Raw genomic sequence first — 25748 nt, 5'->3', positions numbered from 1 at the left:
CGCGCCCCGTGAGGGGGCACCATCACGGTAACGGATCGAACGGCGTCCGTGAATTCGCACCTCAACAACGCCTGCAACTTAGACACTTTTTCACCGGCTCCTTGGGCGGGATTGGCTTACTTTTCTTGAAGTTTTAGACCTAAATCGGCACTCTTCAGAAGTTGTAACTAAACCGAACGTTCGTTACAGTTACTGGAATGACAGGTACCGACCACGCCGCTTCCACGAGGGCTAATCCGCCCACTTCAGTCACCCACAGGTGGATCTTCCTCGCTATCATCAGCGCCGGCCTACTACTCATCGGCATAGATAACTCGGTGCTCTACACTGCTCTGCCGGTTCTGCGCGAGCAGCTCCACACAACCGAGTTAGAGGGCCTGTGGATCATCAACGCCTACCCACTGGTAATCTCCGCACTCCTCCTCGGCACAGGCACCCTGGGCGACCGCATCGGTCACCGCAAGATGTTTCTTGTGGGCCTGACAATTTTTGGCTTCTCATCCCTGGCCGCGGCCTTTGCGCCGCACGCCTGGGCGCTGGTCATCGCCCGCGGCTGTCTAGGACTGGGCGCCGCGACCATGATGCCGGCGACCCTCGCACTGCTACGTGAGACCTTCCGCCACCCTCGTGAACTTGCCACAGCTATTGGCATTTGGTCTGCCACGGCAACACTGGGTGCCGCCGCTGGCCCCGTCGTTGGCGGTTTCCTATTGGAGCACTTCTGGTGGGGCTCAATCTTCCTTATCAACATCCCTGTAGTAATTTTCGCAATCATTGGCACGCTGATTTTTGCTCCGCCGAATCAGCCCAACCCAGCCAAGCGCTGGGATTTCCTCACCAGCCTCTACGCGATGCTGTCCATGCTGGGCCTGGTTTCGCTCATTAAGGAACTCGCTGGTCATCGCTCCTCCACCGTCATCGTCGCAGCTATCGCCTGCGGGCTAGTGGGCGCGGTACTGTTTCAGCGTCGTCAGGCACGTCTCACTGAACCCCTCATCGACTTCTCCGTCTTCCGTTCGCGGATGTTTTCCGGTGGCGTGCTGGCAGCCGCGCTTGCCATGTTTGTCCTGGCAGGCGCCGAATTGATGACGACGCAGCGCTTCCAGATTTCCGTCGGATACACACCACTCGACGCGGGCTTGCTAGTTGCCACCGCGGCACTGGCGTCCTTGCCAGTTGGTGTCATCGGCGGCATGGTGCTGCATCGAGTGGGTTTCCGCACACTCATCACCGGCGGATTCCTCCTCAACGCCATCGGCCTGGCAGGCATGTACTACGGTGTTTCCTCGGGCAATTTCCCGCTCATGATCGCAGGATTGATACTGCTCGGCGCGGGCGCAGGTTCTGTGATGTCGGTGTCGTCGACCGCGATTATCGGCTCAGCCCCGAGGTCAAAGGCCGGTATGGCGGCGGCGATGGAATCCGTGTCCTACGAATTTGGCACACTGATCACCGTCGCAATCACAGGCAGCCTCCTACCCATGTTCTACGCCTTGTTCACGCCTGTCGACGCCAGCATCTCACTCACCGATGCACTTCACACGCCAGCGCTTAACGACGGCGCCCGCGCCGGCCTCGACAGTTCCTACCTGGCCATTTTGATTATCCTGGCTGTCGTTGCTGTCATTGCAGCGATTGCGACTGCGGTGGCATTCCGCGGCAACCCGAAGGAGACTGAATATGCGCACGAGTAAGCGCACTGCCATTCTCGACACAATCGTTGAGATTATCGAGACAAATGGCTTTTCCGAGGTCACCTACGAAAATGTCGCAACTCAATGCGGAATGAGTAAATCAGGGTTGATTTACCACTTCCCCTCCCGCGAAGACATGATTCGCAGCGTCCATGAGCACATGGCGCAGTTATGGGAAGAGGAGCTTATCGAAGCCGCGGGTGGGCCCGCAGAGGAGGTATCCCCCGCCAACCGCCTACGCGCAAACCTCCAGGTCTCGCTGGATACAGCAACGAGGGCCGAGCTACTCATGTCCATCGACTCTGCCGCCGACCCGGAGCTGCGCGAGATCTGGACGCGCCTTTTGCGCCGGTGGAATCCGCCGGTAGAACAGATTGCCACCGATGAGGAAGCCTGCATGGCCTACGTTGTCCAAATGATTTCCGATGGACTCTGGGCCAACGACTACCTCAACGGCAATCAGCTCACGAAAGCACAGCGTAAGGCAATCGCCGAGGCCGCGGCAAAGCTGATTCCAGAGTCGATGGAGTAGCCAGCTCTAAACGCCCTTGCGCTGAACGTCCTTGAGCTCGGAGTCAGTAGCCAGGCCGTAGTTAGCACCCTCATAGACGGCCTTTGCTCGACTCGTTCCGCCGAGCACATACTCACTAAAAGACAGCACCAGCGAGCCAAGCACATTCTTGGACGGATCATCCAGGTAGGTACCGTGGTAGGAACCGGTGACTACCGCTTCCCAGGCGGGCCCTTCAGCGTCGCGGTAGCCACGTCGATCCGCATCAAAAGGAACGATGTCCTCGTGCTCCGCAATGGCCACCAGGCTTGGAATCTCCGGCGGTGTGGAGATTAGTCCAGCGTCGGAAGGCCCTGGGGTGATGGCGACCAGACCACGGGTGACCATATCGATACCCGCAGCCTGGAAGGCTTTATCCATCCTGTTGTTCAGGAAGATTGCGGAGCCACCACCCGCAGAGTGCCCGACCAACATCGTGCGGGAGAAATCGATCTTGCCTGCAAGTGGTGTGGACTCATCCCCATTGGCCGCTGCGGCAACTGAAGCTGCCAGCACCATCTGTGGCGCGAACCAGTTGGTGAAGTTGTAGCCAAGAGCCACGACGTATCCGTGGCTTGCATAGAGTCGCGCTTGCGCGTCGTACATACCCGGCTCAGTACCAATGCCAGGGCTGAGAACCATCAGTGGCGCAGACTCCATCGAGTCAATATCCGCCGGGTAGATAAGCTGCGCGCCAACTGGGGAGGCGTTGGCCGATTCAGGCAGTACGTCATAGCAGCCGGTGGTGCCGTGGAGACCGTGGAGGTCCCGCAGTACGCGGTTATAGATGGTGTAGACGACACCATCACATGGCATTGCTTCGCGGGTTGCGGCAACTGGATGGGAGCCCATCGCTCCGAACTCCTTGCGCAGCTGCCCCGCCTCTGGGGCGAACGGCTCGGTGATATGGCCACTTTCGCCACCGGAAATGACACGGTTCACGCCACCCATGACATCCACCAGACCACCGCCAATTTTGTCCACGGTTTCCGAGTTCTGGTAGTCAATAGTGCTTTCGCGTGCAGTGATATCCGGCAGCTGACCAATGCGCGGTGCCGCCTGCGCTGGCACCTGTCCGCCGAGAACTACACCAGCTGCGAGCGAGAGAGCAGCCACCTTCGAGAACGTACGCCCCTGCCCTCGGCGGGATGCCGACACGGCCTTTCCGGCGGCACTTAGTGAACCAATCATCGTTTTTCCTTAACTCTTGCCAAAAGCCTTGGAATACGAATCTACCTAATGCGTAAAGACGTACGTAAAGACAGAATCATCCTCCCCCATACTTCACCCCTCAAACAATCATTCAGGGCGCTACAAATGTTCACTCTCGCCCACAATTAGCACTATTACCCCCATTTCCTACCCCCTTTCTAAGAGTGCGCAAACTCAGAAAAACCCACCTCACCACCGTTACCCACATATTTTTATTACCTTTTTCCACAAACGCCTCCGCTGCCTCCCCACCAGCGCATACCTTATTGACACCAAGGAGAAAGTGGCCACGCCCACACTCACTGTTAACCGACAACCGAGTGTGCATGGCCCTTAATAAAACCCCCGAACAGAAAAGAACTCCCACAATGAGAATCGGCATCCCTTTAGAACCCGATCCCCAGCAAACAATTGTGGCTGCGACCCCGGAGACCGTCGGCAAACTCGTCAAGCTTGGCTACGAGGTCGCCGTGCAGGCTGACGCCGGCCTGGCTGCTAAGTTCACCGACGCGGACTACGAATCCGCCGGTGCCACCATTGTCGACGAGTCTGTCTGGCACAGCGATATCGTCGTAACGCTCGACACTCCGCCGGAGCAGTTCCGTGCACTGCTTAACGACGGTGCCATGCTGATCAGCCGACTTGCGCCAGGCCGAAACGAAGAACTGGTCGAAGAGCTCGCGCAACGCAACATCACCGCCCTTGCTATGGATGCAGTTCCCCGCATTTCCAGGGCACAGTCGATGGACGTACTGTCGTCGATGGCCAACATCGGCGGCTACCGCGCAGTAGTCGAAGCGGCTTCTGCATATGGTCGCCTTTTCACTGGTCAGGTGACTGCCGCAGGCAAGATGCCGCCAGCTACCGTTTACGTCATCGGCGCTGGTGTCGGCGGACTTGCGGCGATCGGTACGGCCAACTCTATGGGCGCGGTTGTTAAGGCAACAGACCTGCGCCCTGAAGCCGGTGAACAGGTCGAATCGATGGGTGCAGAGTTCATCCCGATTCCGGCCGCCACCGAGAAGTCCGAAGATGGCTACGCCAAGGAAATGACCAATGATCAGGCTGCCGCTGCCGCGAAGCTCTACTCCGAGCAGTCCGCGCAGGCTGACATTGTCATTACCACCGCGAATATCCCTGGCCGTCGCTCTCCACTGCTGCTGACTGCTGCCGATGTTGCAGCTATGAAGCCAGGCAGCGTCATCGTCGACATGGCTGCCGCCGGTGGCGGCAACTGCGAGATGACCGTTCCAGGCAAGACCATTGTCACTGACAACGGTGTGACCATCATCGGTTACACCGACCTTGCAGGACGTCTGCCCGCGCAGGCATCGTCGCTGTACGGACAGAACATTTTCAACCTGTTCAAGCTGATCACGCCGGAAAAGGATGGCTCTCCAGTTCTCAATCTCGAGGACGAGATTATCCGTGGCATCACGGTGACAAAGGCTCGCCCACAGAATGGCGCCGGCGCTGCCGGAGCTGAGATTCTCTGGCCACCACCGCCAATCAAGGTCGCTGTCACCCCTGCTGCCCCACTGCAGGAGCAGCAGGCTCACCAGGCCGCATTAGAAGAGAATGCGCCGGAGAAGGTTTCCTTCATGGGATCTGGCCTGGGCTCGAAGATTGCTCTGGGCCTGACGGCACTGCTGGCAATTGTGGTTATGCTCAGCGCACCGCACAGCGTGAGCGCCAACTTCATGGTTCTCACCTTGGCTATCGTGCTTGGCTTCTACGTAATCTCCGCGGTCACGCCGCGCCTACACACACCGCTGATGTCTGAGACCAACGCGATTTCCGGCATTGTTCTGGTGGGTGCGATTCTCCAGGTGGGAAGCTCCAACCTGCTGGTTTCCGGTCTCGCGTTCGCGGCCATCGTGGTTAGCTCCATCAATATCTTCGGCGGTTTCGCCGTCACCGACCGCATGCTTGGCATGTTTGTGAAAGAGGAGGCATAAAGTCTAATGGCTAGCATTGATACTGCTTCGCTTCTGGACTGGACCTACCGCCTGTCCAACGTCGGCTACATTGTCGCCGCCGTCCTGTTCCTCGCTGCCCTCTCGGGCCTGTCCAAGCCGGAGACCGCTCGCCGCGGTAACTCCTTCGGTATCGCCGGTATGGCTGTAGCCGTCGTCATTGCCATCTTCCAGGCACTCGTGACCGCAGACACCAAGCCGGATACTCACTTCTCGCCGCTGATTACCCTGATTCTCATCGTTGTCGCTATCGGCATCGGTGGTGTCATCAGTATCAGTCGCGCACGCCGCGTTGCCATGACTGGCATGCCGCAGCTGATTGCACTGTTCAATGGTCTGGTCGGACTCGGCGCTATCTTCATCGGCTTCAACTCCTACATCTTCGCCGAAGATGTAGCCCCCGATGCCCTGAAGTTCCACTTCGGTGAGGTCTACATTGGCGTCTTCATCGGCGCTGTGACCTTCACTGGCTCCATCGTCGCTGGCCTGAAGCTGTCTGAGAAGATCAAGGGCTCGCCGCTTCTGCTGCCGGGCCGCAACGCTCTGAACATTGCCATTCTGGTGGTCACTCTGGTTCTCCTGGCTGTCTTCATCGCAACCGGCACCGAGGGCGGCGCCATCGCATGGGCATGCATGGTTGCAGTGACTGCTTTGGGCCTGTTTTTGGGCTGGCACTTGGTCATCGCCATCGGTGGCGGCGACATGCCGGTTGTCGTGTCCATCATGAACTCGTATTCCGGTTGGGCCGCCGCTTTCACCGGTCTCATGCTTGGCAACCCGCTGCTCATCATCACTGGTGCGCTGGTTGGTTCCTCCGGCGCCTACCTGTCGTACATCATGTGTGAGGCCATGAACCGCTCCTTTGCCAACGTTATTCTGGGTGGCTTTGGCTCCGAGGCTTCGTCGGGAAGCGCCGTGGAAGGCTCCCACACCGAGGTCAGCCACGAGGACACCTCCGAGATTCTGCGTGACGCAGACAAGATCCTCATCGCTCCGGGCTACGGTATGGCTGTGGCACAGGCTCAGTACGCTGTTGCTGACCTAGTCCGTAACCTGCGTGAGGCCGGCAAGGAAGTGGTCTTCGGTATCCACCCAGTCGCTGGCCGCCTGCCGGGTCACATGAACGTGCTGCTGGCTGAGGCCAAGGTTCCCTACGACATCGTGCTGGAGCTGGACGAGGTCAACGATGACTTCGCTGATGTGGATGTCACCCTGGTCATCGGTGCAAATGACACCGTCAACCCGATGGCAGAGCAGCCGGGCTCCCCGATTGCGGGTATGCCGGTGCTGAAGGTGTGGGAATCTGAGCGCGTGATTGTTCTCAAGCGTTCGATGGGTTCGGGTTACTCGGGCGTGCAGAACCCGTTGTTCTTCAACGAAAACACCGACATGCTTATCGGCGATGCGAAGGCCAGCGTCGACTCTCTGAACCGCATCCTGGCGAGTTCGAAGGTCAACGCTTAAAACTTCAGGCAAGCAACGCCGTACAAATCGGAGCCTAGGCGATTAATTCCTAGGCTTCGCCACGGGCTGCATCACGAACCATCGTGATGTGCTCAATGCCGGCTTCTATGAAGGTCTCCCCGATCTCATGGAAGCCGGCTTTTGCGTACACAGCCTTCGCCTGCGTCTGGGCATGCAGAATCAGCCCCGTATCTGGGTGGTCAGCGATGACCTGCTGCAGCAGTTTCGAGGACAACCCCCTACCCCGGCTCGCAGCATCGACGACAACTCGGCCGATGGTGCGCGGGTAGCTCGTCGAGAACTCATCGAGCGTGTCAATTACACGCAAGTACGCAATAATCTTGCGGGAGTCATTGTCGTCGCGGATGAAATAGTGCTCTGCGGTATCTTCCAGGTCGCGCCAATCCATTTCCGGCTCTGTACAGGACTGCTCAAGATAGAACACATCGGTGCGCAGTGCCGAGATGGCATAAACATCCGTCGCGCTGAGTTGAGAAAAGGAGGCGTGTTCAATCATGGTGGCTGATTTTACTGCGAAGAACGGTGTGACGCTCATAGCTGGCAAACGTAGTGGCGCACCATCGCGCAGAATGAAGCCGCAGACCTATACCGCCCGCACCCGGCGGAATTGTACCTTCGCGCCGGGCACCAATTGCCCGGCCCTCGACAATGACGGCTCCGTCAACACACCAATGACCGGATATCCACCCGTCGCCGGATGATCAGGACCGAAAATAATCGGCTGCCCCGATGCGGGCACTTGTATCGCACCGGGAACCATTCCCTCGCTTGCCAACTCATGGGTGACCTGGCGCTCAAGAGTAGTCCCATTCAGCCGAAGTCCGACGCGGTTGGCCTCTTGCGTCACGGTCCATGTCTCGTGAAAGAAATCACTGACGCTTTCCCGCGTAAACCAGTCCGCCCGAGGGCCAGGAACAACATCTAAGCGCGCAGCCTCGCTCGACCAATGAGGCGCGGGATAAATTGCGATTGACGACCCCGTCGAATACTCCGGGTCGCCGACCTGCAAGACCTGACCGGCCTGCAAAGGCGCTGGGCCGAGCTTGCCGAGCGTATCGTATGACCGCGAGCCCAGCACTTCCGCGACATCGATGCCCCCTCGAATCGCGACGTACCCGCGAAGACCTGCATCGAAGGTACCAAGCCGCACAATTGCCTTCGCCCCGACCACAATTCGACTATTCATCGAGGTCTTGATGACCTTGCCATCCTGCTCGACAGTCACCTCACCGTGGGCTCCTGCGAAGGATATGATTGCTCCCTCCGCTACTTGGAACTCCAACCCGCCGACGACGCACTCAAGCACCGCCAGGCTTTCTTCGTTGACAACCATCCGGTTAGCAGCTGCCGCGGACTCGTGGTCGAACGCACCGGAAGTACTCACGCCCAGGCTGCCTTGCCCTGCACGGCCCAAATCCTGAATCGTCGTCAATATGCCGGGTCGAATAATCTCGATAGAATTCTTCATCTCTTCCGCCCCCTTTTTCTACGCCGCACTCACCGTAGAAGTCGCTTCAAATTGCACCTCAACCCCGGGCTCAAGCAGCGCCGGATTAGGCCGATTCAAGTCCCACATCTCCACATCTGTATGTCCCAAGAGCTGCCAGCCACCGGGCGAATCGATGGGATATACACCTGCGAATTGGCCCGCAAGTCCGACGGAGCCCTTGGGAACTCGAGTGCGCGGCGTCGTAAGGCGGGGAATATCAAGCGGCTCTGGCCACCCCTGACCGCTCCCGCGCACCATGTAATAAAAGCCCGGCGCGAATCCACCGAACGCGGCCGTCCAAGGGCGTTCGCAGTGCCAATCAATTAACGCTTGGGGGCTCATCCCAAGGCTTTGTGCCAAGGACTCAAGGTCCGCGCCGTCATAGTGAACGGGAATCGTCATTGTTTTTCGCTTGTCGACGGTCTGCCTCTGCGCATTGTTGCCCCGCAGCGCGGTTTCTACTGCGCCGAGGTAACGACGAGCCGGTCCGCGAAAGCGAAGAAGGAGCGTTTGGGCTGCAGGTACCCTGTCAACGAGTCCCTCGATCTCGGCCGCAGCAGAGTGTGCACGAAGTACCTTCGCCAACGGATTGGCCGATGATGAATAGTCGATAAGCAGCGCATTTGTTCCCATAGGGCGAATCTCGGCCATGGCGGTGCTGATCCTTTCTTTCTTGCGGGGTTGAAAAACTGCGGTTGATAAGACCGGTGTGCGAGTCCGCGCTATACGTGGGCAGCGACGGTGACTCCGGCGTCGACGAGCCCTTGGCGAATCATACGGGAGAGTTCGACCGCACCAGGGGTGTCTCCGTGCAAACAAATAGAGTCAGCCTGCACGGTCAACGGTGAACCGTCGTAGGCGACGATTGGTTCCCCGCTAGCCATTGCAATGACGCGTTTGACGACGGCATCGGGTTCTACAATGACCGACCCCTCGAGTACTCGGGACACCAGAGTTCCATCGGAGTTGTAAGCGCGATCTGCAAAAGCTTCCCTAATCACAGGGAGGTCCGCGTCGAGGCTGAGCCGTTCGATGACCGACCCCGGCTGCGCCATAATGGCAAGCTCATCTCCGCAGGTGGAGCGAGCGAGCAGGAGCGCCTCCACCACTGCAGCGGCCTGATTTTCATCCACTGCGATGCGGTTGTAGAGGGCACCGTGGGGCTTGACGTAGGAAACTTCGGTACCCACCGCCCGTGCACATGCCGAAAGTGCACCAATCTGGTAGACGGTTTCGGCTCGCAATTCTCGATGTGAGTAATCCATGCGTCGTCGTCCGAATCCGGCGAGATCGCGGTAGGCGACGTGCGCGCCGATGCGAATTCCGCGCACGGCAGCTGCCTCACAGGTCTCCATCATGACGCTAGCGTCACCCGCGTGATACCCGCAGGCAATATTGGCACTGGTCGCAATGTTCAGCAGAGCGATATCATCACCCATCTTCCACGAGCCGAACGCTTCCCCAAGGTCAGAGTTGAGATCGATAGTGGCGCCCATAAACGTCACCGCTCCTTCCAAGTAATAATGCTGGTCTTTGTACCGTTGTTATGTTGGTTCTCATCTGAGCTGTGCGAGAAACCGGGGGGGGGATTAGCCGAGCATTTCAAACACACCGCCGAATGAGCGCCACGCCAAGAACCAGGCGACTGCGACACCCAAGATTCCGATAGCCGCCAACCACTTCGGGTACTTGTAACCATTCATGAGATCCGCACGGAACAGCGCGATGTAAATCAGCACAGTAACGCCAATTGGAAGAACCAAACCATTGAAGGCTCCGGCGAAAACCAACAGCGTCGCTGGAGCCGTACCGATGACACCGAAGAGCAGCGTGGAGATTGCAATTAGGACAATGGTGATCGTGTTTTGAGTCTTGGCTCCAGCACCCGAGGAACGAGTCAGAAATGTTGCTGAGGTGTAGCTGGCACCCACAATCGACGAGATTCCCGCAGCCCACAGGACAACGCCAAAGAAGCGCATACCCCAATCTCCTGCCGCAGCTTGGAATGCCTCTGCAGCGGGGTTTCCATCCGTATTGAGGACCACGCCACCCGCAACCACTCCCAAGACAGCTAGGAAAAGGAGGAAACGCATGATGGCTGTGACGATGATGCTCGTAACAGATGAGCGAGTGGTCTGTGCGAGGTTCTCTACACCGCCGGCGCCAGCATCAAGCATGCGGTGAGCGCCAGCGTAAGTAATGTACCCGCCAACAGTGCCACCGACGAGCGTGATGATTGCCAACAAGTCAATCGTGTCGGGCATGACCGTGTTCTTCAGTGCTTCCCCTACTGGCGGGTTAGAACTGAACGCCACAATTCCAGTGACCAGAATCATCACGACACCGAGCACAACGAGTGCCTTGTCCAGCGCCATACCCGCCCGACGGGAGAGGAAGAAGCCAATGGCGAGGATTGCAGTAACAATGCCGCCAATCTTTGCGTCCACGCCCAACATCGCGTTCGCACCAAGTCCAGCACCGCCGACGTTGCCAATATTGAAGACCACACCACCGATGACAATGAGAATTGACATTAACCAGCCCAGCCCCGGAAGCACGGCGTTGCCGAGCTCCTGCGCGCGGCGTCCAGAGACAGCAATCACTCGCCACACGTTGAGCTGAATCGCGATATCAAGAAGCACCGAGATCACAATGGCAAAGGCGAAAGCCGCGCCAAGCTTGGCCGTAAAGGTTGCGGTCTGGGTGAGGAAGCCCGGCCCGATAGCACTGGTCGCCATCAGGAATACGGCGCCGAGGAGTGCCGTTCGCCGCGCCTTATGGGCAGATGTTGAAGCGTCCATAGCGTAAGGCCTTTCCCTACAAGTCTGACGATTCCCACGTTGAAGGATTCCCACGTTGAAGATCGCCTGCACAGAGATTGTTGAACAATGTCTCGTATGTTAATTGGTGATGGCCGCCACACAAAAGTGCTTTAGTAGTCTGTATTACATGACTACCCCCGGAAGCATCCTCGACGATCAGCCCCACACGTCCTCTGGGGAAAAACAACAAGACGTTTCAGTAGCGGATGTCACCGCAACTGTCCTGCGCCGAGAGATTCTCGCCGGAAAGCACTACAGTGGCGAGCAGCTCCGTGAAACCCAACTTGCTGCGCGACTGCAGGTCAGTCGCAACACCATCCGACAGGTCTACCGCAAGCTGGAATCTGAGGGGCTACTTACTCACATCCCTCATCACGGCGTGTTTATCGCTTCCTTCGACAAACAACGCATCCGCGAACTGTATGCCTTTCGCCATGTCGTCGAATGCGGAACACTGCGATCGCTAAGCAAGAGCCAGGCAAAGCTCCTCGGCGAAGAGATTCTTTCTATTTGTGGTTCACAGTCATCATTGAACCTTCCCGAACGGAATAATGCCTTTCACCTCGCCATCGTCAGAGCTTCCGGGTCCCCCGACCTGTTAGCCACCGCCGAATCAATTCAGGCCCAACTCCGTCTTTGCTTCCTCTCCTACCCCCAAAGCATCGAACTCCATGCCCGATACGCCGATCGCCACATCAGTATCGCCAAAGTTCTCATCGAGGACACCCCAAACCACGCCGCCGACCTCCTCAGCGCCTACCTCAATGAGTCGTTCAGTGCCGTCACCGCTGCCCTCCCGCTTGCCGACCGTTGATAATTAGCTGCTAGGACTAAAGTGATGGACATGGCAGCAAATTCAGGCAACGCATACGCAATGACCATTCCGGAGTTCGGCCCCGCTGACATTTTCACCAGGACACTTATCGATCATGCTCAGCCCGGTCCCGGCGAAATCCTGGTCAAAACCACAGCCATCGGCGCGAATCCGCTGGATTACAAGATGCGCGATGGCTCTTCCGGTCTGTGCGCAAAGTTCACCCCTCCCGCCGTCCTCGGACGCGAAGCCGCTGGCGAAGTCGTTGCCGTCGGCGAAGGTGTGGACAACTTCCACCCCGGCGACCGAGTCTTCGGCATGCGCGGCTTCGATGACTTCCGCGGCACCTACGCAACGCACAACGTCTTCCCCGCCGACGGTGTGGTTCGAACACCCGATTCGCTTGACGACGTAACCGCTGCGGGCCTTGCCCTAGTGGGAATCACGGCGACCGTGGCTGTCGATCAGCTAGCGAAGGTAAAAAGCGGTGACACCGTACTCATTCATGGTGCCGGCGGCGGCGTTGGCCAGCTGATGACGCAGCTGGCAGTTGCCCGTGGCGCAACTGTGTTGGCCAGTGCGTCGTCACGCCATCATGAAAAACTAGTGGGCTTTGGCGCGCAGCATCTTGATTACACAGCGGAAGATGTATTCGAGGTTGTGCGTCGACGGTTCCCCGAGGGCGTAGATGTTGTGCTCGATGGCGTGTACTTCGACACCTTCCTGCCCTCGCTGGATGTGTTGCCATCGGATGGTCGGATCGTGGCGCTACCTTCACTGGCCGATCTGGCACCGGCGAAGGAACGTGGCATTGAGGCGCACATTCCGGCTATTTCGAATGACACGACTATTTACGCCGACCTGGCCGACCGCGTGGTTGCCGGTGAGATTTCACTTCCTATCGGACTGACTAAGAATCTCACCGAGGTCGCGGAGGTCCACCGAGTATTGGAAGACGGGCACGCTGACGGCAAGATTGTGATGACCGTCGAGTAAACCAGGTGCGTTACTACAGCTCGCGACGAGCGTTCTGATACGTCTTCGTCAGCGAGCACCACAGCGCGTCGGCATCAGAGATGGCTTCCACCAGCTCCCGGTTGGTCATAGTTTCACGCTGCTCGCGCAGTCGGTTGTTTAGCTTCCGAGCACGAGAGAGCTCACCGCGTAGCTCGATGAGCTCCGGCGTAGCCTCACCGGAGGCAAATACATCTTTGTAGATGGTGCCGACACCCATTGTGGTGTTCACGTTGTCCCAGGCAGAGAGGATTGCGGTGAGCTGGTACTCGGTGTCCATGGCAATCTGTTGCAGCTCAGCGTGATTACGCTCGGCGAGCTCGTGCGCCTCAGCGCTGCGGCGCACACCGACCCACGCCTGGTATGCAATGAGAATCGCAAGCACCAAGCCCGCAACTGGCAATGCATATTGCAGAATCCACAGCGTGACACCGAAGAGCTGAACAATCAGGCCGAAGAAGAAAAATACGACAATGACCGTCGCGCACCCGTTGTCGGAGCCTGAGCGTTTACTCATCGCGGCGTCACCTCCGCCGCAGCATTCAAAATCGCATCGGCCCCCAGGTGGCTGGCGTAGCCAAGTCCAATGGCTGCTGCCAGAAGGAGTATTGCCAGCAGCGTATAGACGATTGCCTCTTTGACAGTGCTAGTAACCGCAATGCGCTGCTCTTCGTAGTCAACCAGGGCACGCATGTCTTTGGTCGAGGCATTCAATCGACGTTCGAGGTCAACCATGTGTTCCTGCTGCTCGGCGCGTGAGATAGCGATGGCATTCAACGGCACATCAACACTCTCGACACTGGCATATGCCTGCCGACGAGCACTCTTCACGCTGTCGAACGACACTGACGGTGCGGGTGGCACTTTCGTCGGCCCAGTGAGATTCCGCGACACCTTATAGTAAGAGCGCGCTGCGGCTCTCGTCAGTTGGTTGTTGGAGTCGCCTTGATTGCCCATAGTGCCGAGTCTGCCACATGAATTTTCTTTGGCTCGTTATCGCCCACCTCATCGATGATGGCGAAGACATGCATACCTGCATATGGTGCGGCTTCGGCTCGGAGCACGGTCCCCGGGCCTACCCCTGATGTAGCCAAATAGCGCAGCAATTCAGGATCGGAGTCGTTAATACGATCGACTACCACCATCGCGCCAGCTTCGATATCCGTCAGGTCAGTGCGCACTGCGCTGGCGATGGTACCGCTGGCGCTGGGAATTGGATCGCCATGCGGATCGCGCTCAGGGAATCCCAGCATTGCATCAATGCGACTAATGAAATCATCCGAGACCGCATGCTCAAGCTTTTCAGCTTCCTCGTGAACCTCATCCCAGGTGTATCCCAGAGTCGAGACCAAGAAGCTTTCAATAAGCCGGTGGCGACGCACCATGATCAGCGCAATATCCCGCCCACGGTCCGACAGGCTAATGCCCCGGTACGGCTCGTGGTTGACAAGTCCACGTGCAGCTAGCTTCTTCACAGCTTCGCTGGCGGTGGGCTTCTTTTCACCCATCCGCTCAGCGACGTCGCCTAGTGCCACTTTTTCACCGGTGCGCTCGTGCAAATCCCAAATGACCTTGAGGTAGTCCTGGGTCTTTGCTGGTAAATCCTCCACGTGCATTCTTTAAACTCTAGCGTTATTGCGTGTTGCCGCAATCTTGAGGGGGACATAGAAACAACCGGCGCACACGCCAATACAGCCACCAACTGACAAGTTCGCCGCCACCGCAATGAATAGCCCCACCAGGCCAATCGCGATACCCATCAATGGTGCTAACACGAATAGCAAACGGGTATCGTTCACTACCCCAACCAGCGCAGCTGCCGGGGCAGCCAACAGCGCGATGGATAAAATCGTGCCGACAGCCGGAATCAGCGCCACCAGAGTCAACACAATCAGCCCGCTGATGACCAACTGTGCTCTTCTCCTCGAATGCGCGACCCCGAAAGACTCCGGATCGAATGTGAAGTAAATCAGCTGGCGCCACCGAGCCACCAGCACCAACGCCACCAGCAGCAAGAGGCCACCGGACAGCACAATATCAATCTTGTTCACGTTAAGTACGCTGCCGACCAGGAAGCTTTCTACCTTCACCGGCAACGGGGCGAACCACTTGTTCAGGAAGTAGCCCAGTGCGAACCCAAATGTCAGCACAATTCCTGCCGCCGAGGACGTCGTTCCCACCTTTGACAGACCGAACAGTGCCCCAATCGGAATACACATCAGAAATGCTCCGATAAAGAGGAACACCGAAATCCACGAGTGGCTCAGGCCGAGCGCTGCCGCAATAACAACGCCCACAACCGCGCCGGGAAAAGTCGCATGTGTAATCGCTTCTGCGAAGAACACTTGTTTTCCCAGCACCGCGAGCACCCCAACTACTCCAGCCAGGGCTCCTACCAGTATCAGTTCGATAATGGGCAAAATCAGGATGCTAGACACGGTCTCCTCCCAGCACGACGCGCAGCCCCAGTGCCATGAAATACAGTCCCACCGAGGTCAGCGCGACGACTGCCTGAGGCGACACCGGCCCCAAAGGCACCAGTGCCAAACCAACGATTCCGCTGAGGCAGCCCACTGCAATCGCAATCGGCACCATCACATGAACTCGGCGAGTCAGCAGTCTCGCCGCCGCTCCCGGCACGACCAGATATCCGACTACCAGAAGCACGCCCACAGCGCTTGCCGACGACACCACGACCGCAGCAATCGCCGCGTTAATGGTGAGGTCGATGCCCCACACATTGACGCCTGCGGCTTTGGCACCGAAGCGATCAAAGGCAACAAACACCTGCCGGCGCCAGGTCACTGCGATAAGAACCAAGGCGATGGCACAGACAATCAGGGCGCTGGTGAGACGGGAGTCAGTGACTTCCAGCAGTCGCCCGAACATGAGCGCTTCCAGCTGTCCTGACTGGTCACCTTTCTTCAGCGAGAGAATCACACCGATGGAAAAGAAGCTGGTCAGTACAACTGCCACTCCGGCTTCCGACATGTGCGAGCGCGATACCAAGGTCAGTGCTACTGCCACTACCACCGCAAATGCTGCAGCCACCGGGATAATCATGTCGATGCCGCCGAATACGGCACCGGCCACAATTCCGGGAAAAATCGAATGCACCATGGCCTCGGCATTGAACTCGAGGCCACGCAGGTTCACGATGACACCGACCAGGCCAGAGACCGCCCCGAGGGCAATCAGCAGCACTAGTGGCCTGAACATGAAAGGCGCTACCCCAAGCTCATTCGCAAGCTCAGTCCACATAGGCTGGCACCAACTTCGAGGTCGCACCAAAAGCCGGCTGCTCCGCCACAATTAATGTGTTTTCGCAGGTCTCCTCAGCAAGAACAAGATCATGGGTGGCCGCGATAATTGCCGTGCCATTTTCCTTCAGTTCGTTGAGGAGATTCAGCAGCATCGCCCGATTTTCAGTGTCGAGGCCGTTGAACGGCTCGTCGAGAAGCACGAGTTGCGGACGTGCGACGATGGCACGCGCCAACAGAACGCGTTGCTGCTGACCACCGGAGAGGTTGCCGAAACGTTCACTGGTGCGGTCGGCAAGCCCGACTTTGGCTAGCGCTGCGTGGATGCGTTCTTTGCGGTGTCCAAGCGGTTGGAAGGGGCGCAGTTCGTGCAGCACCCCCATGGCGACGACATCGAACGCCGTGACCGGAAAAGTGCGATCGAGGTCTGCCGACTGCGGGACGTAGGACACAATCTTCGCGTTGTTGTGCATCTCACCAGCGAGAAGACGAGTCCCACCTAGGATTCCGCGCAGCACAGTCGTTTTTCCAGAGCCATTGGCGCCGATGAGTGCAAGCCCGGTACCCGGCGCGACATTGGCGGTGATGTGATTGACGATGGGTACCGCCGTGTAGCCGAATGAGGCATCGCGGAGCGTGACTATGGGGTCAGCAGACATGGGGTTAGCTAAGCGGTTACGGCTCACTTGATGCCCTCTGGCAGCGGCGCGACAGTTCCGTCCCATGCCGTCACAACCTGAGTGACGTTGTGGATGATGGAACCGATGTAGGTCTCGCCGGCACTGCCAGCCGGACCAAGGGAGTCGCCGTAGAGTGCGTCCTCACCAACGATGGCCTTGACACCTGCGGCCTTGGCGATCGCCTCAATTGATTTCGAGTTGTTCGAGTTCTCCGCAAACAGCGCGGTTGCACCCGAGTCCTTCACGGTCTTTGCCGCCTCGGCGATATGCGCGGCCGTGGCATCCTGCTGCTCGTTGAAATCAGACAGCGCTGCGCCGATGAAGTTGATATTGAACTCGTGGGAGAAGTATCCAAAGGCATCGTGGCTGGTAAACAGCACAGGGTCCGACACGGTGGCGATGGACTTATTTGCCCACTCATCCAGCTGATTCAGCTTCTCCTGGTAGGCCGCAACGTGGTCGGCGATGGTGGACTTCAGCTCATTGTCGCCACGTTCCTCAGCGACCTGTTCCAGGGCATAGCCGATATTGGCAACCTGGATCTTGGCGTTCTTCGGTGAGGTCCATACATGCGGATCGAAGCGGAATTCCGCCTCCTCACCGGGTTCTTCCGGCGGGAATGGCCATGGGGCGACATCAATCTTTTCCACCCCTCGGTCGATGGTGTAGTTACCATTCTTCGCCTTCTCTGGTGGCAGTGGCTTTGTTTTGTCCGTGTCCTTGGCTGCCTTCATGGCATCTACGTCACCTGCAGTGAGAACGCCACTGGTTACTGCCATCGTTCCGGAAAAGCCCGAGGACTCAATCGCCTGATCCAGGAAGTGCTCCAGGTCAACGCCGTTGACGAACAAGAGATCGGCGTTACCAGTCTTGGTCAGCTGCTCGTGGGTCATTTCCAGCTCATGTGCTGTTGCATTCGGCGCCAACAGGCAGGTCAAATCAACTGCATCGATGTCCAGTTGCTTCACGTAATCACAAATCTGCGTCGTGGAAGCCACGACGTTGATTGGGTTCTCGCCGCTGGCTCCCTCACTGCCATCGCCACACGCTGCAAGGCCGGCGCCCGCTAGCAAGATCGAAAGGCCCGCACACATGGACTTAGCTGATCGCGAAAGTTTTCCGGAAATTGTCATGTTGGTGTCCGCTCTTGATTATTTGTTATTGCTTTGCGACGGCTACGCTGACCGGCCGCTTCAGTAAATCTGGTCACCTTAGGGGCGGTTGGGGCGCACTTCGCCGTTCATCTATCACGTGTGAGAGTAAACCTAACGACAACTATTTTCAACCTATTGAACTTAAGTGTTTTTGGCGTTACATTTTTAAAGATAAACAGTGAACAGGATCTAACCGCAGGCGGTTTCACCACAGCGCTAACCTTCACACCACAACATCAGCCATGATGGAGGCATGGAAGCGAAGATTTATCACAACCCCCGCTGCTCAAAGTCCCGCCAGGCTCTCGCCGTACTGCGCGAAGCCGGAATCGAACCGGAAATCATCAAATACCTGGACACTCCCCCAACTAAGGCCGAGCTGCGCTCACTAATTAAGGCGGCCAGCCTGAATGTCATCGATGCTGTGCGTACGAAGGAAGCGGAGTTCAAGGAACTAGGGCTTTCCAGGGATTCCAGTGACGATGAACTCCTGGACGCAATGGTCGCGCACCCACGCCTGATTGAGCGCCCGTTTGTTGTCACTGACAAGGGGGTAAGGATAGCGCGTCCCACCGAGGCTATTAACGACATTCTTTAGGTGGCGACAAGCATTAATTGCTTTTACGCCAACCCCTCTCAAAGGCCTCCAAGACCGAGAGGTTAACAACCCGTTAACAAGGATTGACACCACTGTAAACTCATCGCTGAAACGATAAAGCTCTCCGCCCGCTGCCCTAGCTCCCCACCCGGGTTGCATTAGAGGAAACGGCGGCCTTCAGCGAAAGGACTGTCATTATGAGCAGTCAGAGGCTCGGCTGGCTCAGCGCACCCGGCCCAGCAGCTCCCCTCCCCGAGGAAAAGATTGCCCCGACCTACCGGACCTGGCGATTCAACGTCTTCATGGGCATCTTCATCGGCTACGCGGGCTTCTACCTCATCAGAAATAACATCCCCCTGGTGTCCGCCGTACTGGAAAAGCACGACCTACTTGGCGCAGCCGGAATCGGCATCGTAGCCAATGCCGTGCTGTTCTCCTACGGCCTATCCAAGTTTTTCATGGCCATGCTCTCCGACAGAGCCAATGCCAGGTACTTCCTCCCACTTGGCCTAGCACTGTCCGCGGTCGTAAACCTCTTTGTTGCGTTCGTCCCGGCCATCAGCGCTTCTGTTGCAGTATTCGCGACAGTCATGTTCATCAACGGTTGGTTCCAAGGCATGGGCTGGCCTCCCTCTGGACGAGTTGTCGTCCACTGGTTCTCGACATCCGAGCGTGGCACTTTGATGTCGATCTGGAACACTGCCCACAATGTTGGCGCCGCCGTCGGCGGTGCTCTGGCAGCCTGGGGCTTGCATTCGTTCGCCACTTCCGATGCCGACTGGACTCCCGCATTCTGGCTACCGGCGATTGTCGCGCTCGTGATTGCTGCCATCGCATTCCTGCTGATTCGAGACAACCCGCAATCCATGGGACTGCCTCCGGTAGAGGAATACCGTAACGACCCAGACAAGGTCGAAGGAACTAATGACGAGGCACAAGAACCCTGGTTCGCAATCGTCAAGAACCATGTTCTTACCAATCCGGTTATCGTCATGTTGGCGCTGGCCAATGTGTTCGTCTACGCACTTCGTTACGGCGTTCTCAACTGGATTCCGATTTACCTGACAAACGAATTGCACAAGACCAACGTCACGGGCGGAATCATCGGATTCATGCTCTACGAGGGCGCAGCAATTGTGGGCACCCTGCTGTGCGGATGGGTCTCCGACAAGGTCTTCAAGGGTTGGCGCTCAGGCGCCGGCATGCTCTTCCTGATCGGCACCGGCATCACCATTTTCGCATACTGGCAGCTACCCGCTACGGCACCATTGTGGATGTTCTATGTGCTCATCTCCCTGATCGGCGCACTCATTTACGGCCCAATCATGCTCATCGGACTGCAGGCCATCGACCTCTCGCCTAAGTATGTTGCGGGAACCGCAGCTGGTTTCACTGGATTGTTCGGATACCTTCTCGGCGCAACACTCGCCTCCACTGGTGTCGGTCTCTTGATCGACTTCGCAGGCTGGAATGTCACATTCGCAACCCTCATTGGAGTTGTCGCTATTGCGTTTGTCCTCATGATCTTCGTCGGCAAGTACGAGCGCGAAGTCATGCACAAGGCAGATGAAGCCCGCACCAAGACAGCTCAATAGCCACTCAATAGCCGTCAGTCACGGTGTTGCCAGTCGAATCCCGGATTCGCTCCGTGAGTCCAAAACGGTCGCAACGTCGCCAATTCATCGGTACACTCTATGCCGCAAACGAAAAAACGCGAATAGACATTAAAAATGGAAGGAGTCTTCACCATGGGACTTATGGACAAGGCCAAGGAAGCACTGAGCAACGAAGAGAACACCGACAAGGTTCTGGACAAGGCTGAGCAGCTGGGCAAGGACAAGCTCGGCGAGGACAAGGCCGACCAGATCAAGAAGGTTCGCGACATGGCAGACGAGCGCCTGGGCGACAAGAAGTAAGCTACAGAGCTTCTTCACCCCGCATTAGCACCCTGTTTTCACAAGGGAGCTGGTGCGGGGTTTTGCTGTTCTTAGGGGACCCCACAGCCCCACCGACACGCCTTTATTGACAATTATTTTCAAATTGTCCATCATTAACCAAGTGAAAACTATTGTCGATAGAGCTTCTCTTCCGCGCACTCGAAAACAAAAACTTCGAGCCCGGCTCTTCGGCTTTCTACTTTTCCTGGCCGTCCCCGCCACAATCCTCTTGGCGATCTCCATAGGCCCCGCGGGAACAGGTTTCAGCAACGGCATCGTCGCGCTGCTCACCCCGCTCATCAAGACGCTTTCCGACGACCTCCCGGCTCTCAACCACCTTCTGCCAGAGATATCCCCTGCCACGCAATCACTTGTCTGGAGCATCCGGCTGCCCCGTGTCCTCCTTGCTGGACTGGTCGGTGCCTCGCTCGCTGTCGCAGGTGCAACCATGCAGGCAGTTTTTCGCAATCCGCTGGCCGAACCCGGTGTTACCGGTGTCTCCTCCGGTGCAGCAGTGGTAGCCGTCATTCTCATCGTCACTGGCGTGGCCGCGAAAGCACCGTGGGTTCTTTCGGCTGGCGCATTCATAGGCGCGTTGCTGGCTGTCATATTTGTCCAAATCGTCGCCGGTCTCAATGGCGGCAGTGGAGCAACCCTGTTGCTCGTCGGTATTGCACTCAACGCGTTCCTCGGCGCAGTCATCTCCGCCACCATCGCGAACGCGCCACACAGCGATGACGCTCAACAGGCCATGTTCTGGCTCAACGGCGATTTAACTGCTTCGAATTGGCAGGACATTGCACTGGCAGTCGGCCCCATTACCGTCGGCACGGTTATCTTGATGATGCTCATTCCCGAACTCAACCTGTTCCTCCTCGGCGAAGAACAGGCCGCTGCCACTGGTATGCGCACAGTGTGGATCCGGCAACTGCTGCTCGCCCTGACTGCGTTAGTCACGGCAGCGGGCGTCGCTGTCACTGGCGTTATTTCCTTTGTCGGATTGGTCGTCCCGCACCTGATTCGCCTTGCCATCGGCCCCGATCACCGCAGCCTGCTGCCCATTTCTATGTGCCTCGGCGCAGTGTTTCTCATTCTCGCCGACCTCGTCGCCCGCAGTCTCTTTTCCCCAGTTGCTCTGCAAACTGGCACAGTCACCGCGTTCCTTGGCGCACCGGCGCTACTCGCGTTGATTCTTCGGCAAGGTGGCCGCCAGTCATGAGTCAGCAGACACAAAACCTCAGCGACCACGTCACTAAGCCAGACGCCGATAGCACCGCGCTGCTGCGGGCTACCGACCTCAGTGTCGGTTACCGCAATCGGACCGTCGTAAGTGGCGTGAACCTCGCTATTCGACCTGGCGAGGTCCACGGCATCATCGGTTCCAATGGCACCGGAAAATCCTCCTTGCTCCGTGCTATGGCGGGCATTGTGACACCGAGTTCGGGGCAGGTTGAGCTCCTCGGTGCGCCGCTGACGAAGCTTCGTGCCCACGAACGCGCCACCCGGTTGGCGTACCTGCCGCAGCACACACCGGCCGATGCCGCTATTGACGTTCGAACTGTCGTGGCACTCGGCAGGTACGCGCACCACCGTCGGCGTGACCGTTTCCGCAGTTCACTGAACTCCACGGACCACGACATCGTCGCCTATGCCCTCGACCGCGTTGGTGTCACCGCACTCGCCGACCGTCCCATCACGGCTCTGTCCGGCGGGCAGCGGCAATTGGTGTTCATCGCAAAGCTATTGGCACAACAGGCCAAGGTCATGCTTTTCGACGAACCCACTGCGGCCTTGGACATCGGGTTTCAGCTGGAAATCCTCGAGCTCCTCGGCGAGCTTGCCGACGAGGGCCACGGTATCGGAGTCGTCCTTCATGACCTCAACCTCGCGGCCCGCAGCTGCCACCGGCTCAGTGTGATTCACAACGGCGGATTGGAAGTCACTGGTTCCGCCGAAGAAGTGCTGACGCCTCCCCGAATAGATGCGATTTATCGCATCTCCAGCGCTGTCGATACCGATCCACATACCGGTTCGGTGCGAGTGACGGCGTTGGCTCGGGCTCGCCCGGCTGACTGATTGCGGCTGGCTGTTTCAGACTATCTGATTCAGACTGTCTGACTCACACTGTCTGATTCCAGCTAGCACCAACGCAACCGAAAACTCCCCAACAATCAAAACTCAACACTCAAGGAAGTACTTTCGTGTTTTCACCAACTTCTCCTATCTCTGCCTTGAAGCGAAACTCTAAAAAGGCCGTCACTCTGCCGTTGATTGCAGCACTCCCCCTCGCTGCGGTGGTCGCTTGTTCTTCCTCGGAGGAGACGGCGCAGCAGTCGTCGTCAAGCGAAACTTCGACAAACCAGCAGGCGCAGTGGCCGCGTACTGTGACCGTCGGTGACCACGACGTTACGGTGCAGAGTCAGCCGAAGCGCATCGTTGCACTGTCGACCGAGGTTGCGGATCTGGCGTTGGAACTGGTTGGGCCAGAGCGTGTCGTAGCCGTGACGAAGAATGCGCTCGATGAGAGCTCGGGTAATCAGGTTGAGCTGGCGCGTCAGGTGCCTAACGCGATTGCCAACTCCACGAAGCCGGATCCGGAGCAGATTCTGTCCTATGAGCCGGACATGGTGTTGATGACCAGCCGCCATGATCAGGAGCAGTCGGCAAGTGAGCTGCTGGGTGCCAGCGATGTTCCGACCGCGGCGTTTGCCAGCAGTGATTTCGCCTCGCCGAAGGCGCTGGCAGAGTCGGTGACCAAACTCGGCAAGTTGCTCGGAGCCGAAGATAAGGCGGCTGAAATGGTTGCCAAGATTGAATCGGAAACCGAAGAGATTCTCTCGGAAATTGATTCCACAACTAAGCCAAAGACGCTGGTCCTGTTTGCCCGCGGTGGTCAGAAGATGATTATGGGCATGCAGTCGGCGACGACGAATCTCGTTGAGCTGGCCGGTGGCGAGCCGATCTCGCCAAAGGGCAAGCGTCCGGGTGCCGTTCCCGCTGATCCGGAGACAATTGTGCAGCTGAATCCGGATGTCATTCTGATTCAGGATTTCCACGGCCAGGGCAAGGCTCCATTCCAGGAGTTGCTGGATAACCCGGCGCTTGCCGACGTCGCTGCGGTCAAGAATGATCGAGTGCAACTAATTGATGCGAAGACGACCTCTGGCACCGCCGGAATGCACATGCCCGATGGACTGCGTGAGATCGCTGACGCACTGGCTAAATAGAAAATAGGTTTTCACGTCGCTATGTGGATTCATGAAGCACTGACTTCCCCACCCCGCCGAATGCACTGGGTTTTGTTATCCAGCTGGGGGCGCAGCTTTTTCTTCGCTCTCAGCGCCGTGTCTCTTGGATACACGCTCGATGCTCTAAGCAGTTTGTACGGCGGTGTCGCAGACACCAGTGGCGGCAACTGGTTTGGGCAGTGGGGACTTCATGAATCCCTGTCCGCTGCAATTGTGGCGGTCATTCTGGGAAGCCTCTGTGCTTATGTCACCGAGGCATTGCCACCACGGCTTGCTGGCGAGCAGGAAAAGCTGTGGCGCTCACATGTGGTTGGCAGTGTGCTGAAGCCGGAGTTTTCCGCTCCTGAACAAGCCCCGAAGCACGCGCATGGAAGAGGGCACGGTGGCGGGAAATCCGGTCACTCACACCGAAGCGCGTCCAACACTGGCGAAGGCCTACTCTTCGATGCCGCGACCACAAGCGTCGAACAGACCGCGAACTACCGAGCGACATTTCTCGCTCCCACGTTGGCCTCGTTTAGTGCTCCACTGATCATTTTGGCGGTCTGGGCTTTGTGGGTGGATACGAAAACCGCCTTGTGGCTGGCACTATTTTTCATTTCCACGCCGCTGATCATTATTGGTGCGGGAAAGATTCTGCGGAAATCCAATGCGACGTATCGCCGAAAGCAAGCGAAGGCCACGCATGCCTACTTGGAGATGCTCGAAGGGCTGGGAACATTCAAAGTTCTTGGAGCAATTGATCGAGTCATGGCACGTTTTGCCAGCCAAACTCGCACTGCGATGTCTGAGCTCACCGCCCTACTCGCCCGCAATCAGCTGATGATTATTGTCAACGACGCGGTTTTTGGTATTGCAATGTCGACGACCGCAATCGGTCTTGTCTTGCTGCGTTTGCAGGCAGATGCAATCAGCGTGGGCACGGCCCTCGCAGGTGTTTTCCTATCCGTTCTGCTCTACGAGCCCGTCAATCGCGTCGGCCGCACTTTCTACATCGGACTCGGCGGGCGCACGCATCGAAACGGAATAGTGGAGGTATTCGGTGAGCCTGCCGCTAAAGCGTTCACAACCGGAACAGCGCATTCCGCCAAAGCCTCCGCACCGCACGCACCGGAGATTTCCCTCCGCGATGTGAGCGTTGACATCGGCGAAAAGCGCATTCTCTCCGATATCAACCTGACAATTCCAGCCGGCAGCAGAGTCGGCATCGTTGGCCCCAGCGGTTCCGGAAAGAGCACACTCCTGCGTGTACTCGCAGGCCTACAGCCGCATTCCGGGGAAGTCTGCCTTGACGGCGACGCGCTTTCGACCCCGGAGTTGCTCGCCAACTCGCTGCTCATCTCCCAGCAGCCAGCCATTTTCGGCACCACCGTCGCGGACAATCTTCGCATCGCATGCCCGGACGCAACGGCCGTCGATATGCGAAAAGCACTTCGCGACGTGCACTTACTCGCTGAAATCGAGCAGCGCCCTGGTGGTCTCGATTCGGAGGTCGGCGATCAGGGCAATTGGCTCTCAGGCGGGCAACGACGCCGCCTGGCCATTGCGCGTGGTCTGCTCGGCGCCGCTCCGATTGTGCTTCTCGACGAGCCGACAGCGGACATCGATCGTCGGACGGAAGGTCTCATCAAGGAGTCCTTGACCCGCCTTGCTGAAGGACGAACGAGCATCATGGTCGCTCACCGCATGGAAGCGCTATCGGACGTTGATCTGGTCATTGTCGTCGCCGAAGGCCGGATCGTGGCTGCGGGCAAACCCGACCAACTGAGCACAAGCAATGAGTATTACGCACGAGCGCTGACCGAGGAGAGCTGA

General features: G+C 57.8%; 26 protein-coding genes. 13 read left to right on the top strand and 13 right to left on the bottom strand.

What is annotated here, in order from left to right:
• Positions 1 to 197: 197 nt before the first annotated feature.
• Entirely contained in the window at positions 198 to 1694 is a 1497-nt protein-coding gene (locus tag HMPREF2681_RS06330) for an MFS transporter (protein WP_070546442.1), read from the top strand.
• Positions 1681 to 2226, top strand: a complete 546-nt coding sequence (locus HMPREF2681_RS06325) for a TetR/AcrR family transcriptional regulator (RefSeq protein ID WP_070439472.1) — start codon at positions 1681 to 1683, stop codon at positions 2224 to 2226. Before HMPREF2681_RS06330 ends, HMPREF2681_RS06325 begins: the two co-directional genes overlap by 14 nt.
• 6 nt (positions 2227 to 2232) lie before the next feature.
• Here the strand turns inward: HMPREF2681_RS06325 and HMPREF2681_RS06320 are convergent, their stop codons facing one another.
• Complete coding sequence (locus tag HMPREF2681_RS06320; protein ID WP_070439467.1) at positions 2233 to 3435, bottom strand: alpha/beta hydrolase; 1203 nt, start codon at positions 3433 to 3435, stop codon at positions 2233 to 2235.
• A gap of 389 nt (positions 3436 to 3824) precedes the next feature.
• On the opposite strand from HMPREF2681_RS06320, the gene HMPREF2681_RS11045 reads away from it, so the two are divergent.
• Together HMPREF2681_RS11045 and HMPREF2681_RS11040 are read left to right on the top strand one after the other, a co-directional pair.
• The gene (locus HMPREF2681_RS11045) at positions 3825 to 5414 is read left to right on the top strand and encodes a Re/Si-specific NAD(P)(+) transhydrogenase subunit alpha (protein WP_070546440.1); all 1590 of its coding nucleotides are present in this window, start codon (positions 3825 to 3827) and stop codon (positions 5412 to 5414) included.
• A gap of 6 nt (positions 5415 to 5420) precedes the next feature.
• Positions 5421 to 6896, top strand: coding sequence for an NAD(P)(+) transhydrogenase (Re/Si-specific) subunit beta (locus HMPREF2681_RS11040; protein ID WP_070546438.1), 1476 nt, complete (start codon positions 5421 to 5423; stop codon positions 6894 to 6896).
• 49 nt (positions 6897 to 6945) lie between these two features.
• Here the strand turns inward: HMPREF2681_RS11040 and HMPREF2681_RS06305 are convergent, their stop codons facing one another.
• The 5 genes from HMPREF2681_RS06305 to HMPREF2681_RS06285 all read right to left on the bottom strand — a co-directional run bounded on the left by HMPREF2681_RS06305 (position 6946) and on the right by HMPREF2681_RS06285 (position 11207).
• Complete coding sequence (locus HMPREF2681_RS06305) at positions 6946 to 7413, bottom strand: GNAT family N-acetyltransferase (protein ID WP_049193633.1); 468 nt, start codon at positions 7411 to 7413, stop codon at positions 6946 to 6948.
• A gap of 87 nt (positions 7414 to 7500) precedes the next feature.
• Positions 7501 to 8385 (bottom strand): 5-oxoprolinase subunit C family protein, encoded by an 885-nt coding sequence (locus HMPREF2681_RS06300; RefSeq protein ID WP_049172680.1) that lies wholly within the window; start codon positions 8383 to 8385, stop codon positions 7501 to 7503.
• Between the two features lie 18 nt (positions 8386 to 8403).
• On the bottom strand, positions 8404 to 9057 hold the full coding sequence (locus tag HMPREF2681_RS06295; RefSeq protein ID WP_049172678.1) for a 5-oxoprolinase subunit B family protein: 654 nt from the start codon (positions 9055 to 9057) through the stop codon (positions 8404 to 8406).
• Between the two features lie 71 nt (positions 9058 to 9128).
• Positions 9129 to 9902, bottom strand: coding sequence for a LamB/YcsF family protein (locus HMPREF2681_RS06290; protein ID WP_049193632.1), 774 nt, complete (start codon positions 9900 to 9902; stop codon positions 9129 to 9131).
• A gap of 93 nt (positions 9903 to 9995) precedes the next feature.
• Positions 9996 to 11207: an NRAMP family divalent metal transporter gene (locus HMPREF2681_RS06285; protein ID WP_049193630.1), complete on the bottom strand. Its 1212-nt coding sequence runs from the start codon at positions 11205 to 11207 to the stop codon at positions 9996 to 9998.
• Between the two features lie 148 nt (positions 11208 to 11355).
• Here HMPREF2681_RS06285 and HMPREF2681_RS06280 point away from each other — a divergent pair, with 148 nt between their 5' ends.
• Together HMPREF2681_RS06280 and HMPREF2681_RS06275 are read left to right on the top strand one after the other, a co-directional pair.
• A complete protein-coding gene (locus tag HMPREF2681_RS06280; RefSeq protein ID WP_049189356.1) occupies positions 11356 to 12042 on the top strand; it encodes a GntR family transcriptional regulator in 687 nt (228 codons plus the stop codon).
• A gap of 30 nt (positions 12043 to 12072) precedes the next feature.
• Positions 12073 to 13038 (top strand): NADP-dependent oxidoreductase, encoded by a 966-nt coding sequence (locus HMPREF2681_RS06275; protein ID WP_224784254.1) that lies wholly within the window; start codon positions 12073 to 12075, stop codon positions 13036 to 13038.
• Positions 13039 to 13051: 13 nt separating this feature from the next.
• Here the strand turns inward: HMPREF2681_RS06275 and HMPREF2681_RS06270 are convergent, their stop codons facing one another.
• Genes HMPREF2681_RS06270 through HMPREF2681_RS06240 form a run of 7 tightly spaced genes read right to left on the bottom strand, consistent with a single transcriptional unit; the run spans position 13052 to position 18129 of the window.
• Positions 13052 to 13573 carry a hypothetical protein gene (locus HMPREF2681_RS06270; RefSeq protein WP_049193626.1) on the bottom strand — a complete coding sequence of 174 codons (522 nt, stop codon included), beginning with the start codon at positions 13571 to 13573 and terminating at the stop codon, positions 13052 to 13054.
• Positions 13570 to 14013, bottom strand: a complete 444-nt coding sequence (locus HMPREF2681_RS06265; protein WP_141746278.1) for a hypothetical protein — start codon at positions 14011 to 14013, stop codon at positions 13570 to 13572. The genes HMPREF2681_RS06270 and HMPREF2681_RS06265 overlap by 4 nt, the downstream gene beginning before the upstream one ends.
• Positions 13980 to 14672, bottom strand: a complete 693-nt coding sequence (locus HMPREF2681_RS06260) for a metal-dependent transcriptional regulator (RefSeq protein WP_049172669.1) — start codon at positions 14670 to 14672, stop codon at positions 13980 to 13982. The genes HMPREF2681_RS06265 and HMPREF2681_RS06260 overlap by 34 nt, the downstream gene beginning before the upstream one ends.
• 3 nt (positions 14673 to 14675) lie before the next feature.
• Entirely contained in the window at positions 14676 to 15494 is an 819-nt protein-coding gene (locus tag HMPREF2681_RS06255) for a metal ABC transporter permease (RefSeq protein WP_016422354.1), read from the bottom strand.
• On the bottom strand, positions 15487 to 16317 hold the full coding sequence (locus tag HMPREF2681_RS06250) for a metal ABC transporter permease (protein ID WP_016422353.1): 831 nt from the start codon (positions 16315 to 16317) through the stop codon (positions 15487 to 15489). Before HMPREF2681_RS06250 ends, HMPREF2681_RS06255 begins: the two co-directional genes overlap by 8 nt.
• Positions 16307 to 16975, bottom strand: coding sequence for a metal ABC transporter ATP-binding protein (locus tag HMPREF2681_RS06245; RefSeq protein WP_042388536.1), 669 nt, complete (start codon positions 16973 to 16975; stop codon positions 16307 to 16309). Before HMPREF2681_RS06245 ends, HMPREF2681_RS06250 begins: the two co-directional genes overlap by 11 nt.
• 23 nt (positions 16976 to 16998) lie before the next feature.
• A complete protein-coding gene (locus HMPREF2681_RS06240; RefSeq protein ID WP_016422351.1) occupies positions 16999 to 18129 on the bottom strand; it encodes a metal ABC transporter substrate-binding protein in 1131 nt (376 codons plus the stop codon).
• Positions 18130 to 18403: 274 nt separating this feature from the next.
• Between HMPREF2681_RS06240 and arsC the strand changes: the two genes are divergently transcribed.
• From arsC to HMPREF2681_RS06205, 7 genes are all read left to right on the top strand, one after another.
• A complete protein-coding gene (arsC, locus tag HMPREF2681_RS06235; protein WP_016422350.1) occupies positions 18404 to 18748 on the top strand; it encodes an arsenate reductase (glutaredoxin) in 345 nt (114 codons plus the stop codon).
• Positions 18749 to 18945: 197 nt separating this feature from the next.
• On the top strand, positions 18946 to 20343 hold the full coding sequence (locus HMPREF2681_RS06230; protein WP_016422349.1) for an MFS transporter: 1398 nt from the start codon (positions 18946 to 18948) through the stop codon (positions 20341 to 20343).
• Positions 20344 to 20496: 153 nt separating this feature from the next.
• Positions 20497 to 20664 (top strand): antitoxin, encoded by a 168-nt coding sequence (locus tag HMPREF2681_RS06225; RefSeq protein ID WP_016422348.1) that lies wholly within the window; start codon positions 20497 to 20499, stop codon positions 20662 to 20664.
• A 250-nt stretch (positions 20665 to 20914) separates the two neighbouring features.
• Positions 20915 to 21904 carry a FecCD family ABC transporter permease gene (locus HMPREF2681_RS06220; RefSeq protein WP_246815953.1) on the top strand — a complete coding sequence of 330 codons (990 nt, stop codon included), beginning with the start codon at positions 20915 to 20917 and terminating at the stop codon, positions 21902 to 21904.
• The gene (locus HMPREF2681_RS06215) at positions 21901 to 22761 is read left to right on the top strand and encodes an ABC transporter ATP-binding protein (RefSeq protein ID WP_016422346.1); all 861 of its coding nucleotides are present in this window, start codon (positions 21901 to 21903) and stop codon (positions 22759 to 22761) included. Before HMPREF2681_RS06220 ends, HMPREF2681_RS06215 begins: the two co-directional genes overlap by 4 nt.
• 125 nt (positions 22762 to 22886) lie before the next feature.
• On the top strand, positions 22887 to 23912 hold the full coding sequence (locus HMPREF2681_RS06210) for an ABC transporter substrate-binding protein (RefSeq protein ID WP_070439421.1): 1026 nt from the start codon (positions 22887 to 22889) through the stop codon (positions 23910 to 23912).
• 117 nt (positions 23913 to 24029) lie between these two features.
• Positions 24030 to 25748, top strand: a complete 1719-nt coding sequence (locus HMPREF2681_RS06205) for an ATP-binding cassette domain-containing protein (RefSeq protein WP_246818337.1) — start codon at positions 24030 to 24032, stop codon at positions 25746 to 25748.

Source organism: Corynebacterium sp. HMSC064H12 (genome assembly GCF_001809925.1).
Taxonomy (GTDB): domain Bacteria; phylum Actinomycetota; class Actinomycetes; order Mycobacteriales; family Mycobacteriaceae; genus Corynebacterium; species Corynebacterium jeikeium_D.
Note: the sequence above shows the minus strand (reverse complement) of the source record. Positions and strands in the feature narration are given on the sequence as shown.